Here is a 13,903-nt window from a genome sequence, read left to right as displayed (position 1 = left end):
AACGCCGCGGCGGTCACGCCTCGGCCGTCAGGTGGGTCCACACCACCTTGCCGTCGGGCACGGTTAGGACGCCCCACGCGTCGGTCAGCTCGCGGACCAGCTGCAGCCCGCGTCCGCCGGTGTCGGAGGTGTCCGGATTCCGGGGCCGGGGCAGCGCCCGGCTGCCGTCGCGTACGGTCAGGCAGACCCGGCCGTCGCGCAGCCCCACGGTGAACTCCATCGTGGTGTGCGCGTGCCGGACGACGTTGGCGACGAGCTCGCTGGCCACCAGCGAGGCGGCGGCGGACACCTCCCGGCGCTGCCAGGCGGTGCAGGCCTGCGCGACGAGCTGGCGGACCTGGCGGCAGGCGTCCGGCACCGGCCGCAGCCGGACCCTGATGCGGCGCGGCTCGGGCTCGGCCCCGGTGCCGGCGAGGGCCTCCTCGCAGCTCGGCGCGGCGCCGACCGAGGCGCAGCCGGGCCACGCGGCGATGGTCTCGGTGGTCTCCGGGCCGGCGCCGCAGAGCACGATGGGCACGGCCGGCCACTCGGCGGTGCGGCATACGACGGAGCTGAGCACGCCCAGCGCGCCCGGTTCGGAGACCTCCAGCCCGGACACGTCGATCAGCAGCGCCTCCGGCTGGGCGGAGAGGCAGCGCCCGACGGCGTTCTCCAGCGCGTCGCCCGTGACGACGTCGAGGACACCACTGACGCGCAGGATCGCCACCGGAAGATCCTGCTCCGGCCGGCAGACCAGCTGGCTCGTCATCAGCATCCCCTCACCGCTCGACGTGCCGCAGGGCACGGTCGCCGGTTTCCTGTGCCCACCGGATGACCGGGGCAAACGCCTCGGGGGGTGGCAAGCGACACGGTGCGGGCGTGCGCGGCGCGGCTAGGCTTCCCGCATGGCCGCGCGGAGGGTGGGACTGCCGGCGCTGCTGCCATATCTGCGCGGGCATCGCGGCACCCTCGTCGTGGTCGGCGTGCTGTCCCTGGTTACCGCGGTCGCGGCGCTGGTGCAGCCGGTCCTGGTCCGCACGGTCCTGGACGGCATCTCGGCGGGCACCGCGATCGGCGGCGCGGTGGCACTGCTGGTCGTCCTGTTGCTGACCGGCGCGGTGCTCGACGGTCTGCGCGACTATCTGCTGCAGCGCACGGCGGAGGGTCTGGTCCTCACGACCCGCCGGCGCCTGGCCCGGCACCTGCTGCGCCTCCCGATCGCCGAGTACGACACCCGCCGCACCGGTGACCTGCTGTCGCGGGTCGGCGCCGACACCACGCTTCTGCGTGCCGTCGTCACGTCCGGGCTGTTCGAGGTCGTGACGGGTGCCGTGATGGTCATCGGCGCGACGATCGCCATGGCCGTGCTCGACCCGCTGCTGCTCGGGGTCACCGTTGCCGGCCTCGCCGTCGGCCTGACCGTCGCCATCACCGTCTCCCGTCGCGTGCGCAACCTGTCCGAGCAGACACAGGCCCGGCTCGGCGAGATGACCTCGGCGGTCGAACGCGCCATCTCGGCCGTCCGGACCATCCGGGCCGGCGGCGCCGAGGAGCGCGAGGCCGAGACGGTGGGGCTCAGCGCCACGCAGGCGTACGACGCGGGGATGCGGGTGGCCCGCCTGCGCGCGCTCATCGGTCCCGCCGCCTCGGCGGCCACCCAGGGTGCGTTCCTGCTGGTGCTCGGCGTCGGCGGGGCCCGGGTGGCGGCGGGCTCGATCAGCGTCGGCGATCTGGTCGCCTTCATCCTGTTCCTGTTCTTCCTCGTCATGCCGCTGGGGCAGGCGCTGAACGCGTACACGCAGCTGCAGACCGGGCTGGGCGCGCTGCAGCGCATCGAGGAGGTCCTCGACCTGCCGTCCGAGACGGCGGCGGACCGCCCGGCCCGGGCGACGGCCGTGATCTCGGAGCCGGCGGTCGTCTTCGAGAACGTGACCTTCGAGTATCCCGGAGGGGCGCCGGTGCTGCGGGACGTGTCGTTCAGCGTCCCCGCGGGCAGCCGCGTCGCGCTGGTCGGGCCGTCCGGCGCGGGCAAGTCGACGGTGCTGGCGCTGATCGAGCGCTTCTACGAGGTCACGTCGGGCACGATCCGGGTCGGCGGCGCCGACGTGCGGGACCTGCCGCGCGACGCGCTGCGCCGCATGCTGGGCTACGTGGAGCAGGAGGCGCCGGTGCTGGCCGGCACGCTGCGCGACAACCTGCTGCTCGCCGCGCCCGGCACGGACTCCGCCCGGCTCCTGGCCGCGCTCGCCGAGGTCAACCTCGGCGCACTCGCCACGCGTACGCCCGCGGGCCTGGACGTGCAGGTGGGCGAGGGCGGCGTCCTGCTCTCCGGCGGCGAACGGCAGCGGCTCGCGATCGCCCGGACCCTGTTGGCGGACGCGCCGATCCTGTTGCTGGACGAACCGACGAGCAACCTGGACGCGCGCAACGAGGCGGCCCTGCGCGAGGCGATCGCGGCGGCGTCCTTCCAGCGCACGCTGATCGTGGTGGCACACCGCCTGAGCACCGTCGTCGACAGCGACCTGATCGTGGTCGTCGAGGCCGGCCGGGTGGTGGCCACCGGACCGCACCGGGAACTGCTGGAGACCAGCCCGCTCTACCGCGAGCTGGCGGCACATCAACTGCTGGTCTCCTGAGCAGATCGGATCGCGCTCTGGGCGAAACGACCGGGAGTCGGCACCATGCCTCAAGGTAAGTGAAGTACCGTAACCGCCCATGGGTGTGTCGCAGCGGTTCAAAAACCGGTTCCGTAAGTTCCTGCAGCGTCCGGGCACCACGGTCGATCTGGCACCGCTCGAGAAGCGGCTGCCGGCCATCGACGCCCGTGAGGAGGCGTTGCGCGAGCTCGACGACGCCGCGCTGACCGAGGCCGCCGGCGCCGCCGACAACTACACCGAGATCTGTGCCGTCGGCCGTGAGGCCGCCTGGCGGGCCTTGGAGCAGCGGCCCTACGACGTGCAGCTGGTCGGCGCCATGGCGCTGCTCTCCGGCAAGGTCGCCGAGATGGCCACCGGTGAGGGCAAGACGCTCACCGCGACCATCGCCGCCTACGGTCACGTCCGGATGGGTCACGGTCCGGTGCACGTGCTGACCGTCAACGACTACCTGGCCCGCCGCGACGCCACCTGGATGGAGCCGGTCTACACCCTGCTCGGGCTCACCGTCGGGTGGGTCACCGAGGCCTCCACCCCGCAGGAGCGGCGCGAGGCCTACGCCGCCGACGTCACCTACGTCTCCGTCAGCGAGGCCGGCTTCGACTACCTGCGCGACCAGCTCGTCACCGACGTCGAGGACCGGGTGCAGCGCGAGCTCGCCACCTGCATCGTCGACGAGGCCGACTCGATCCTGATCGACGAGGCCCGGGTGCCGATGGTGCTGGCCGGCAGCATCGCCACCGAGAGCGACCCGGTGCACGACGCGGCCGAGCTGGTTCGCGACCTGCGCCCCGGCAAGGACTTCGAGGTCGCCGAGGACGGTCGCAGCGTCGCCTTCACCAACGCGGGCCTGCTGGCCCTCGAGGAGAAGATGGGCATCGACCTGTACGCGAACGACCAGGTCGAGCAGCTCTCCGCGGTGAACGTGGCGCTGCACGCCCGGGCCCTGCTGCGCCGCGACGTCGACTACATCGTGCGCGACGGCACCGTCGAGCTGATCGACGAGATGCGCGGCCGGGTCGCGCAGCGGCGGCGCTGGCCCGACGGGCTGCAGGCGGCCGTCGAGGCCAAGGAGGGCCTGAGCGCGACCGCCGAGGGCGAGGTGCTCGACACGATCACCGTGCAGGCCTACATCGCGCTCTACAAGACGGTGTGCGGCATGACCGCCACCGCGGTGCACGTCGGCGAGCAGCTGCGCGAGTACTTCAAGCTCGAGGTCGCGGTCATCCCGTCGAACACCCCGAACATCCGTGAGGACGAGCCCGACCGGATCTACTCCGCGCACGACATGCGCGACGAGGCCCTGGTCGAGGAGATCAAGATCGCCCACGACAAGGGGCGGCCGGTGCTCATCGGCACCCTCGACGTGAAGGCTTCGGAGCTGCTCGCCAAGCAGCTCGCCGCCGCCGGGGTGCCCAGCGTCGTGCTGAACGCCAAGAACGACGACGAGGAGGCCGCGATCATCGCGGAGGCGGGCGCCCTCGGCGCGGTCACCGTCTCCACCCAGATGGCCGGCCGCGGCGTCGACATCCGCCTCGGCGGCAGCGACGGCAAGGACGCCGAGAAGGTGGCCGAGCTCGGCGGCCTGTTCGTCATCGGCAGCGGCCGGCACGACAGCCGCCGGGTCGACGACCAGCTGCGTGGCCGCGCCGGCCGCCAGGGCGACCCCGGCGGCTCGGTCTTCTTCGTCAGCCTCGAGGACGACCTGATCACCCGGCACGCCGGCGACATCCTGCCGTCGTCGCCGCGGATGGACATGGACGGCGTGGTGCACGACGAGCAGGTCGAGTACGCCGTCGAGCACGCACAGCGCGTCGCGGAGGGCGTCAACCACGAGATCCACCGCAACACCTGGCGTTACAGCGTGGTGATCGAGGGGCAGCGGCTCGCCCTGGCCGAGCGCCGGGAGCGGCTGCTCACCTCCGAGATCGCCGCGATCATGCTGCTCGAGCGCTCGCCGGAGAAGGCGGGGGAGACCGACGAGGACGTGCTCTCCGACGCCGCCCGGTCGATCGCGCTCTACCACCTGGACCGCCTCTGGGCGGAGCACCTGGCCGAGCTCTCCGAGGTGCGCGAGGGCGTGCACCTGCGGGCGCTGGGCAAGCTCGACCCGCTGGACGAGTTCCACCGCTCCGCCGTGCCCGCGTTCCAGAAGGTCTTCACCGAGATCGAGGCGCGCACGATCGCGACCTTCGAGGAGGTCGACCTCACCGACGGCTACGACCCGGGCCGCGCCGAGATCGTCCGGCCGAGCGCGACGTGGACGTACCTGGTGCACGACAACCCGTTCGGCTCCGAGCTCGACCGCCTCATCGCGGCGGTCGGCCGGCGCCTCACCTCGGGCGGCTGAGCGGCTGAGCAACACCCCGCGCGGTCGGGCGCCGCGCGGGGTCGCGCGGCGCTCAGGCGTGCGGGAAGCCCGCGCGGTGCGCGGCGAGGATGTCGCCGCCGAAGTCGCCGCGCGGGCGGCGTAGCACGCTGTGCGCGTGGTTGCCGTCCTCGGAGGTGTTGTCGAACTCGATGAGCAGGTCGTCGGCCTGGATCCGGTAGTAGTGCGGGGTGCCCGGCCCGGGCGGACCCTCCCAGGCGAAGTGCACGTCCGCCCCGGCGGGGTCGAGGGCGGCGGCCAGGTCGTCCGGCAGCCGGCCCAGGTGCACCGCGATCAGCTGGTCGAGCAGGGCGCGCTCACCGGGCCGCAGATCGGCCCTGGGTACGCCGTGCGGCTCCAGGAGGGTGCTGGCCGGGTTCGTGGCCGAGCGGATGTCGGAGGGCGCCCGTTCGGCGACCACGGCGCGCCGGCGCAGCGCGGCCGGCATGCTGCGCAGCAACTCGTGGCCGAGGTCCTCCTCGATCGCGAGCGGCCGCAGCACCACCCTGCCGCCGGTGTCGATCCGCGCCGGATTGGCGCCGAGGAACACCGGCGCGGGGGAGACCCGGTCGCCGGCCACGGTCATGCTCACCGACAGGTGGTGCCCCTCGAAGCGCCAGCCCCACTCGTCGTCGGCCGGCGCGCCGAAGACGATCACCCGGTAGTCCTCGCTGTGCCGGCCGCGGGCCCAGCCCTCCCGCCGGTCGAGGATCTCCTCGAGGGCGAGCACGGTCATGGCCTGTGCGTACGCGGGCGGGCTCAGCGCCGTGGCGAGCAGCCGGTGTGCGGCCTTGCGGGCGGCACGGCCGAGGTCGGCGATGCTCAGCCCGGGCCGCGGCCGGGGCCGGTACTCGATCCAGCGCCGCGCCGCGTCGTCGGTGAAGGGTACCGCGGCCGGCGCGCCGTCGTCGGTCGCCAGCAGCGCGGCCGCGGCCTCGCGCATCTCGCCCGCGAGCGTCACGGCGTCACTCGCCCGGCGGGTCGAGGAGCGCCGCCGGGCCGGTCAGGGGCGGGCTCGTGGCCCCCGGACATGCCCTCGGCGGCATCGTCACGGGCGAGGCCGAACATCCGGCGCGTGAACGCGATCGTTTCCGCATCCAATTCCTCGAGCATGCTGGCCAGCCTACGGTGCTAATGTCTGGCGCACATTCTCCGGGGGTGAGCGGTGACCGACGGGGTCTACGTCGGCCGTGCGGCTGTTGACGGCGCGGTGAACCAGGGTTGGCTGCTCGGCCATTTTATGCCGAAGGCTGGGCTGCTGCACAGCGACGATGTCGAGGTGAAGTGGGGCGTGCACCCACCCGGTGACCGGCGCGCCGCGTGGGCCACCGACGAGATCCGGACGGCGTTGCTGGTGTTGATCAGGGGAGCGTTCCACATCGAGTTACGCGACCGTACGGTGCTGCTGCGGGAGCCCGGCGATTACGTCGTCTGGGGCCCCGGCGAGGACCACTCCTGGCAGGCCGGCGACGTGGAGACCGTGGTACTCACGGTGCGCTGGCCGTCGCTGCCGGGCTGGCGCCTGCCGCCGTCACCGCCCTGATCAGACCGGGAAACAGCCGTTTATTTAAGGTTCGACAAGGGAGGGTCGGCGGGTTAACCGCGTGACAGTAATCGCATTAACAGTGCGCAGAAACACGATGCATCCAATGGTTATGGAACGACCTTCCCACAATGTGGATGCCACCTTGACCCGACGACCACATGGCCGGAAACATCGACCGCGGTTTAAGCGTGCATTAAATTGGCACCCGTTAGGATGTCACGGCGTTTCCATTCTTTGACGCAGGAGGATTCATGGCGGTCACCGCCCTGCCGGCACGCACGGGACGACATGCGAGGGGGTCCGGCCGCGTGGCCACGATCCGTCGCATAGAGGCCCCCGCTGCCGTCCCGCCGAACGCCCTGACCATTACGCTCAACATCCCGCTGACGGGTGAAACCCTGCCGCCGCAGGCGCACCGGCTCATCGACGCCGTCCGTGAACTGGTCGAGGCCGGCCAGGGCTCGGTCGCCGTCGAGTCGCCGCTGACCGCGGCCGGGGTTCCGGGCGAGGGTTCGCTGCGCGAATGGGCGGACGACACGGTCGAGGTGCGCCTGTTGACGGCATCGCGCCAGGTGCTCGTCGACGGCGAGCTGCTGCCGCTCACCCGGCTCGAGTTCGATCTGCTGCTCTACCTCGCCGATCATCCGCGCCGGGTCTTCAGCCGCACCCAGCTGCTCAACGCGGTCTGGGGCTACGAGCACACCGGCGAACGCACGGTCGACGTGCACGTGCGCCGGCTGCGGGTCAAGCTGGGCGCTCAGGTCTCGTTGATCACAACGGTCTACGGCGTCGGCTACCGACTCGCCGACGAGGCCCGGATCGTGGTGCTGCCCCACGAATAGGGTTGACGGGTGCGCGTGCGTCCGGTCTCCCGCGAAGTCCTGGTCGATGAGCTGGCCGATCGGCTGGCCGAGATCGGCGGGCGGGTGCGGGTGGCGATCGACGGCGCCGACGCAGCCGATCCCGGTGCGCTCGCCGACAGCCTGATCGGCCCGCTGCGGGTCCGGGGCCGCCCGGCCGTCCGGATCTCCGCCGGCGACTTCCTGCGCCCCGCCTCGGTGCGCCTGGAATCCGGCCGGACCAATCCGGACTCGTTCTACCTCGGCTGGCTGGACGAGGCCGGCCTGCGCCGGGAGGTCCTCGATCCGGCCGGCCCGGCCGGCAGCGGGCGGATCATCACCCGGCTGTGGGATCCGCGCACCGACCGCGCCACCCGCGAGCCCTACCGCGACCTCCCGCCGGGTGCCGTGGTGATCGTCAGCGGGCCGCTGCTGCTGGGCGCCGGGCTGCCGTTCGACCTCACCGTCCACCTGCAACTGTCGGCGGCCGCCCTGGCCCGGCGGACCGGGCCGGACCGGCGCTGGACGCTGCCCGCGTTCGAGCGCTACGGCGCCGAGGTGGATCCGGCCGCGCTCGCCGACGTCGTGGTCCGCCTCGACGACCCGCGGCGGCCCGCCCTGGTCCTCGGATCGTGAGTGAATCCCTGTTCACACCCCCGCTGACCTGCGACGCGAAAGCGTATTTGCGCAGTCCGTGGCGGTAGCGAGCACTGACAGTTATGCTGCGGTTACTTTTTTGCGGGGATCCCGTTTGGGATCTTCGGCGGTGGGTATCTGCGGGCTCCTCGGCGTACGCCGAAGACCGGCGCGGGGGACGTCCCACCGGCAGGGGCACAGGGAGGGCAGGGGGAGCACATGCTCGTCAACAGCGCGGTCATCGCGGGTAAAGGTGCCGACACCGCCAAGGGGCGCTCGGTCGAGGAGATCGAGCAGATCCGCGGGATTCTGCGGACCCGGTTCGACGACCTGACGGCCGAGTACGAAGAGGCCGTGGCCGAGAACCAGAAGCTGCGGCTCGTCGAGATAGGCGACGCCGCCGGCGACGACCAGGCCGACAGCGGTTCCAAGACCGCGGAGCGCGACGCGGCCTCGTCGCTCATCCGCACTCTGCTCGACCGGCGTACGCAGGCGGAGCACGCCATGCAGCGCCTGGAGGACGGCACGTACGGCAACTGCGAGGGCTGCTCGAAGCCGATCCCGGTGGAGCGGCTCACCGTGTTCCCGTCGGCCACCTCGTGCGTGACCTGCAAGGCCAACCGCGAGAGGCGCGCGGGCTGAGGCTCGCTACGGCCGGTCCGCCGCTCCTGCTCGGGCGGCGGACCGGCCGTGTCAGGGATAGCTTGACGTCATGGGCGAGATCCAGGTCGGCACGGCGTCGTGGACCGACAAGACCCTGCTCGAGTCGGGCTGGTACCCGCAGACCGCGGGCGATCCCGAGAAGCGCCTGGCCTACTACGCGAAGCGGTTCCCGGTCGTAGAGGTCGACGCGACCTACTACGGGCCGCCGGCCGAGCAGACCAGCCGGCTGTGGGCCGAGCGCACCCCGGACGGCTTCACCTTCAACATCAAGGCCTTCAGCATGCTGACCGGCCATCCGACGAAGGTGTCGGCGATCTACAAGGACCTGCGCCCGGAGACCGACAAGAAGAACGTCTACCCGGGCGACCTGCCGTCGCAGGCGTACGAGGAGATCTGGACGCGGTTCCTCAGCGCCCTGGACCCTCTGGTAGAGGCGGGCAAGCTGGGCGCGCTGCTGTTCCAGTTCCCGCCGTGGTGGGGCATCCGCCGCTCCAACAAGGACTACCTGCTCGAGGTCGCGGCCCGATGCAAGCCGCTGCGCCCGGTCTTCGAGTTCCGCAACGCGTCGTGGTTCGACGGCGACAACGCCGAGGAGACCCTGGGATTCCTGCGCAAGCACGAGCTTCCCCTGGTCTGCGTCGACATGCCGCAGGGACACCGGTCCTCGGTGCCGCCGGTGGTCGCCGCGACCTCCGACCTGGCGGTTGTCCGATTCCACGGCCACAGCGAAAGATGGACCAGCAGGGACATCCACGAGAAGTTCGGCTACGACTACTCGAAGAAGGAACTCCGCGAGTGGGTGCCGAAGCTGCGTGGCCTGGCCGCCGAGGCACGAACCACCCAGGTCTTCATGAACAACTGCTACTCGGACTACGCCCAGCGCAACGGCGAGGAGTTGCAGGCACTCCTAGCTGGGGAAACGTGAGCTCATGCCACGGGCCAACCATCAATAACGCTCTACGCGCCATAAAACCAGACACCGCCGCCGGTACAGCTCGGGTCGAACGACCGCACATCGGCGGCGCCGGCGATCTCGCGCGCAGGTCGCAGGCCTCGCTGTGAGGCCTGGCTGCGTCACCGCGCCGCCCGTCCGGTCGTTGTTCGAACAGTCACAGGACGCTTGTGCTGGTTAGCGCATAGTTTGGTAACACGCCTGAACTTGTCGTACCCACCACCTACGGTGGGTTCCTCCACGCAGCGTTGCGTGCCAGGATGCTGACGGAGAGGAGGGAAGCGTGACGACACAGACTTCTGGGGGAGTTGTCCCCGAGGTTCGTGAGTTGAGCGCTGAAGAGGGCGCCGCTCTGTTCGACAAGACCGCTCGCAGACTCCTGGGCATCGGCAGCGCCGAGTTCCTGGCCCGCTGGGATCGAGGAGAGTACGAGCAGTCGGATGACATGGCTGTCACCAAGGTCGCCATGCTCATCCCGTTTGCCCGGTAGATCCGCGCCTGAGGCCGTCTCCAACTTCCTGGAACCGCTGCAACGGGCGGCGTCCTGCGTCACGAGGACGCCATTCGTCGTGAGTACCGGAGGCCGGCACACGCTGGGCAGGGTTCACACGCTCACCTGGCCCGGGTTCGAGCCCGTCCCGGTTCAAGGGCCGGCCGGCGAGATCGTCACCCTTGACCTGGCCATTCAGTACGAGATCCTGCACATTCCGCACGACCGTGACCGCGGACCATACAAGGTCTCCACCCGTGGCTACATGCATACGGTGCAGACCATCGACGGGGGCGAGGTCATCGCCTTCCACTGGCATCCGGCCGGCAACAGCCACGTACGGGACACGCACATGCACGTCGGGTCCACGCAGTTGGTTCCGGGCGGCGTGTTGAGCAAGAAGCACCACATTCCAGCTCCGCGTATGTCTGTCGAGCAGGTGCTGCGGTTCTGCATCGACCAGCTGCAGGTGGAGCCGTTGCGCGACGACTGGTCGTCCGTTCTTGCCGACAGCGAGGACCTGTTCCACATGTGGGCGACCTGGGGCGGCGATCGAGCGCCGGAAACGAAGTAGGCCTGCCCGACCAAGAACACGAGGAACATCCCTGTACGCAGGTCGGGGCGTTCCTCGCGTCAGGGTGGCGGACGACTACGGCGATGTCGAAGACGCGGGGAGCACCGACCCGACGCCGCCCATGACGATCACCGCGATCGCGGGCGCCACGAAGATGTAGCCCATGATGAGCCCGGCGATGGCCATCCCGCGGCCGCTGCGCACGCCGCCGTTCGTCTCCCGCAGGCCGGCGTGGCCGCAGATGACCGCGGCGAGGCAGGGGATGCCGAACAGGCAGAACCCGCCGAGCATGCCGAGGACGCCGAAGATGAGCGAGGCGATGGACCAGCCGGACGGCGGCGGCGCCGCAGCGGGCACCACCTGATGGTAGATCGGCTGCTGCTGCGGGTAGGGCTGACCATACGGGCCGGGCGAGATCGGCGGTGCGCTCGGCACCACCGGCACCTGGTACGCCTGGTCGGGGTCGTACGGCTGATGCGGCGGGTAGGTCATGCGGGTCTCCACTGTCCGGGCCGGGGAGCGGGCTGGAATGCGGCCTACCCCAGCCCGGGAACGGCCGCCCGACCACTGTGGTCGGGCGGCCGTCCTCCGACACAGGCGCACGGGCGTGAACCGGATGATCGGAAGCCGATGCCGTCCGAACGGGCTCACCCGGACGGAGTCGGCACCGCTCGGCGCAAAGGCCGGACCTGGACCACGCGGTGGCGTCGCCATGACCCGCGGGACGCGCTTAGAGCTCGTCCCAGGGCACGGTGTCCCAGGCCTCCTGCAGGGTCTCCGCCAGCAGGCCGTCGTCCTTGAGCGGCAGCTCGTCGATGCTGGCGATCGGCCGCGCCGGGCAGCGTGAGTTCACCGCCGCGGCGGCCGCGAAGCCGGTCAGCTCCTCCGCGCCGATCGGCCGCAGGGTCCACGGCGTGCCGTTCATGCTCATCGCGATCTGCAGCAGCACCATCGTCACGCCCCTGAGCACCGGCGCGACGGGCCACACCACCCGGCTGCCGTCCCAGAACGCCACGTTCCAGGTCGTGCCCTCGCGGACCAGGGCGTCGCGGCCGAGGAACAGCGCGTCGTCGAAGCCGGCCAGCCGCGCCTCGCGGAGGTGGTAACGGAGTCCCATCGTCGCGCGGTGCTTGTGCTCCGGCAGCTCGCGTTCGTAGATCACGGACTGGACCCGCAGCGGCGGCCCGGGCTCGTCGGGCGCCGGATCGGAGACCGACACGAGGACCTCCGGCGGGCCCTGCTCGTCGGGGCCCGGCACGAAGGTCACCCGAACGGAGGCGTCCCGGACGTCGCCGAGGGCGTGCCGGATCAGGCCCAGCAGCCGGTGTTCCTCCGCGACGCCGATGCGGTGCCCGAACAGCTCCTCGGCACCGTCGGCGAGCCGGGCGACGTGCAGGGCCAGGCCACGGACCCTGTTGTCGCGTACCTGCAGCGACGTGAAGTGCCCGTAGTTTCCGATGGCGATCCGGTGCAGCCGCTCCAGCTCCGGCGGCTGCCCGTTCAGCTCGAGGTTCAGCACCACACCAACCTACGGCGCGCAGGTGACCTTCCTCAGCGTGGCGGCGGCCCCGGGCGCGGCGCGGGCGGCCCGCACTCTTCCGGGCTCACTCACGTCCCGTACCGGTTACGACCCGATCGCGCGCGGGTATGCCGGGGTCTGCACCGCCCGGCGGCGCGGCGACGAGAGGGAGCGGACCATGGGACTCAGCGACGAGGACATCACCGGCGGCAGCAGCGTCGTGGGCGAGGGCGTTGCCGACGGCGGTGCCAACCCCGAGGGTCAGGACGGCGGTGCCGACGGCGGCGCGGTCGCGGGCTCCGCGAACGGCGGCGCGAACCCGGCCGGCCACGACAGCGGTGCGGACGCCGGCGCCGGTGCGGAGGGTCCGGCGGACGGCGGCGCGAACCCGGCGGGGCAGGACGGCGGCGCCGACGGCAGCGCGTACTGAGGCCGTGGTGATGACCGACGCGCCGGGCGGCGTGGACCGCCCGGCCCTGGCCCGCGCCGTCGCCGTCGATCCGGTGTTGTTCGCCGAGGCGTACTGGGGGCGCCGGCCGTTGCTGACCCGCGCGGGCGAGCTCGCCGGCCCGGGCGCCTTCACCGGCCTGCTCTCCCGGGACGCGGTCGACGAGCTGCTCAGCGAGCGCGGCCTGCGTACCCCGTTCCTGCGGGTCGCGGACCGCGGCAACGTGCTGCCCGCCTCGGCGTTCACCGGCGGCGGCGGGCCCGGCGCCGAGGTCGGCGACCAGGTGGTCGACGACAAGGTCATGCGCCTGTACGCCGACGGCGCGACCCTGGTCCTGCAGGGCCTGCACCGGATCTGGCCGCCGCTGACCGACTACACCCGCCGGCTCGGCGCCGAGCTGCGGCAGCCGGTGCAGGCCAACGCGTACCTGACGCCGGCCGGAAGCCAGGGCTTCGCCACCCACTACGACACCCACGACGTGTTCGTGTTGCAGGTCGACGGCAGCAAACGCTGGCGCATCCACGAGCCGGTGCTGGCCGATCCGTTGGAGTGCCAGGGTTGGGGCGCCCGCGCGGACGAGGTCGGCGCCGTCGCCGAGGGGCCGCCGGCGCTGGACGCCGTCCTCGCACCGGGCGACGCGCTGTACCTGCCGCGCGGCTGGCTGCACTCGGCGCAGACCCGGGACGGCAGCTCCCTGCACCTGACCCTCGGCGTCCGCGCACCGACCCGCTACGCGCTGGTCGAGGAGCTGCTGAACCTCGCGGCGCGGGACCGGCGGCTGCGCGCGTCGCTGCCGTTCGGGCTGGACGTCGCCGATCCGGCCGCGGTCGGGCCGGAGCTGGAACGCACGGTCGAGGCGCTGCGCGACTGGCTGCGGACCGTCGACCCCGCCGAGGTGGCCGGCCGGCTGCGCGAGCGTGCCTGGCCCGCGGAGCGTCCCGCCCCGGTGCGGCCCCTGGCCCAGCTCGACTTCGCCGAGCGGCTCGGCGCCGACGACCGCATCACGGTCCGCGACGGGCTGCGCTGGCGGCTGCACGACGACGGGCCGGAGCATGTCGTGCTGCGGCTGACCGGGCGCACGCTGCGCTTCCCGGCGTACTGCGCGGCGGCGGTGCGGGCGGCGCTGGAACCGGGACCGCACCGGGTCGGTGACCTGCCCGGCCTCGACGACGCGGACCGCCTGGTCCTGGCCCGGCGCCTGCTGCGCGAGGCCCTCGCCGTCGCGGCCTGAGCCG

16 protein-coding genes are annotated in these 13,903 nt (G+C 72.0%); 11 read left to right on the top strand and 5 right to left on the bottom strand.

Translation table 11 applies throughout. The features are described from left to right. Positions 1-13: 13 nt before the first annotated feature. Positions 14-748: an ATP-binding protein gene (locus AB0B58_RS18315; RefSeq protein WP_360224733.1), complete on the bottom strand. Its 735-nt coding sequence runs from the start codon at positions 746-748 to the stop codon at positions 14-16. Between the two features lie 136 nt (positions 749-884). Here AB0B58_RS18315 and AB0B58_RS18310 point away from each other — a divergent pair, with 136 nt between their 5' ends. Together AB0B58_RS18310 and secA2 are read left to right on the top strand one after the other, a co-directional pair. After that, positions 885-2,615 carry an ABC transporter ATP-binding protein gene (locus tag AB0B58_RS18310; protein WP_360224731.1) on the top strand — a complete coding sequence of 577 codons (1,731 nt, stop codon included), beginning with the start codon at positions 885-887 and terminating at the stop codon, positions 2,613-2,615. 79 nt (positions 2,616-2,694) lie between these two features. Further along, positions 2,695-4,983, top strand: a complete 2,289-nt coding sequence (secA2, locus tag AB0B58_RS18305) for an accessory Sec system translocase SecA2 (protein ID WP_360224729.1) — start codon at positions 2,695-2,697, stop codon at positions 4,981-4,983. Positions 4,984-5,035: 52 nt separating this feature from the next. Here the strand turns inward: secA2 and AB0B58_RS18300 are convergent, their stop codons facing one another. Next, entirely contained in the window at positions 5,036-5,944 is a 909-nt protein-coding gene (locus AB0B58_RS18300) for a DUF3500 domain-containing protein (RefSeq protein WP_360224806.1), read from the bottom strand. Positions 5,945-5,958: 14 nt separating this feature from the next. After that, positions 5,959-6,114 (bottom strand): hypothetical protein, encoded by a 156-nt coding sequence (locus AB0B58_RS18295; RefSeq protein ID WP_360224727.1) that lies wholly within the window; start codon positions 6,112-6,114, stop codon positions 5,959-5,961. A 52-nt stretch (positions 6,115-6,166) separates the two neighbouring features. Here AB0B58_RS18295 and AB0B58_RS18290 point away from each other — a divergent pair, with 52 nt between their 5' ends. From AB0B58_RS18290 to AB0B58_RS18260, 7 genes are all read left to right on the top strand, one after another. Beyond that, complete coding sequence (locus AB0B58_RS18290) at positions 6,167-6,544, top strand: signal peptidase I (RefSeq protein WP_360224725.1); 378 nt, start codon at positions 6,167-6,169, stop codon at positions 6,542-6,544. Between the two features lie 368 nt (positions 6,545-6,912). After that, positions 6,913-7,389, top strand: coding sequence for a winged helix-turn-helix domain-containing protein (locus tag AB0B58_RS18285; RefSeq protein WP_360224804.1), 477 nt, complete (start codon positions 6,913-6,915; stop codon positions 7,387-7,389). A gap of 9 nt (positions 7,390-7,398) precedes the next feature. Further along, positions 7,399-8,022 (top strand): uridine kinase, encoded by a 624-nt coding sequence (locus AB0B58_RS18280; protein WP_360224723.1) that lies wholly within the window; start codon positions 7,399-7,401, stop codon positions 8,020-8,022. A 219-nt stretch (positions 8,023-8,241) separates the two neighbouring features. Further along, on the top strand, positions 8,242-8,664 hold the full coding sequence (locus tag AB0B58_RS18275) for a TraR/DksA C4-type zinc finger protein (RefSeq protein WP_360224721.1): 423 nt from the start codon (positions 8,242-8,244) through the stop codon (positions 8,662-8,664). Between the two features lie 70 nt (positions 8,665-8,734). Beyond that, positions 8,735-9,610 carry a DUF72 domain-containing protein gene (locus AB0B58_RS18270; protein WP_360224719.1) on the top strand — a complete coding sequence of 292 codons (876 nt, stop codon included), beginning with the start codon at positions 8,735-8,737 and terminating at the stop codon, positions 9,608-9,610. A gap of 355 nt (positions 9,611-9,965) precedes the next feature. Beyond that, on the top strand, positions 9,966-10,127 hold the full coding sequence (locus AB0B58_RS18265) for a hypothetical protein (protein ID WP_360224717.1): 162 nt from the start codon (positions 9,966-9,968) through the stop codon (positions 10,125-10,127). Further along, entirely contained in the window at positions 10,117-10,701 is a 585-nt protein-coding gene (locus AB0B58_RS18260; protein ID WP_360224715.1) for a hypothetical protein, read from the top strand. Before AB0B58_RS18265 ends, AB0B58_RS18260 begins: the two co-directional genes overlap by 11 nt. A 75-nt stretch (positions 10,702-10,776) precedes the next feature. Here the strand turns inward: AB0B58_RS18260 and AB0B58_RS18255 are convergent, their stop codons facing one another. Both AB0B58_RS18255 and AB0B58_RS18250 read right to left on the bottom strand, forming a co-directional pair. Beyond that, complete coding sequence (locus tag AB0B58_RS18255; RefSeq protein ID WP_360224713.1) at positions 10,777-11,193, bottom strand: DUF4190 domain-containing protein; 417 nt, start codon at positions 11,191-11,193, stop codon at positions 10,777-10,779. Positions 11,194-11,431: 238 nt separating this feature from the next. Next, positions 11,432-12,220: an aminotransferase class IV gene (locus AB0B58_RS18250; protein WP_360224711.1), complete on the bottom strand. Its 789-nt coding sequence runs from the start codon at positions 12,218-12,220 to the stop codon at positions 11,432-11,434. 22 nt (positions 12,221-12,242) lie between these two features. On the opposite strand from AB0B58_RS18250, the gene AB0B58_RS18245 reads away from it, so the two are divergent. Together AB0B58_RS18245 and AB0B58_RS18240 are read left to right on the top strand one after the other, a co-directional pair. After that, entirely contained in the window at positions 12,243-12,650 is a 408-nt protein-coding gene (locus AB0B58_RS18245; protein ID WP_360224709.1) for a hypothetical protein, read from the top strand. Positions 12,651-12,660: 10 nt separating this feature from the next. After that, complete coding sequence (locus AB0B58_RS18240; RefSeq protein ID WP_360224707.1) at positions 12,661-13,899, top strand: JmjC domain-containing protein; 1,239 nt, start codon at positions 12,661-12,663, stop codon at positions 13,897-13,899. Positions 13,900-13,903: the final 4 nt, after the last annotated feature.

Source organism: Actinoplanes sp. NPDC049118, from assembly GCF_040648555.1.
Lineage (GTDB): Bacteria > Actinomycetota > Actinomycetes > Mycobacteriales > Micromonosporaceae > Actinoplanes.
The sequence above is the reverse complement of the archived record's forward strand: the minus strand, read 5'-3'. Positions and strand labels throughout refer to the sequence as shown.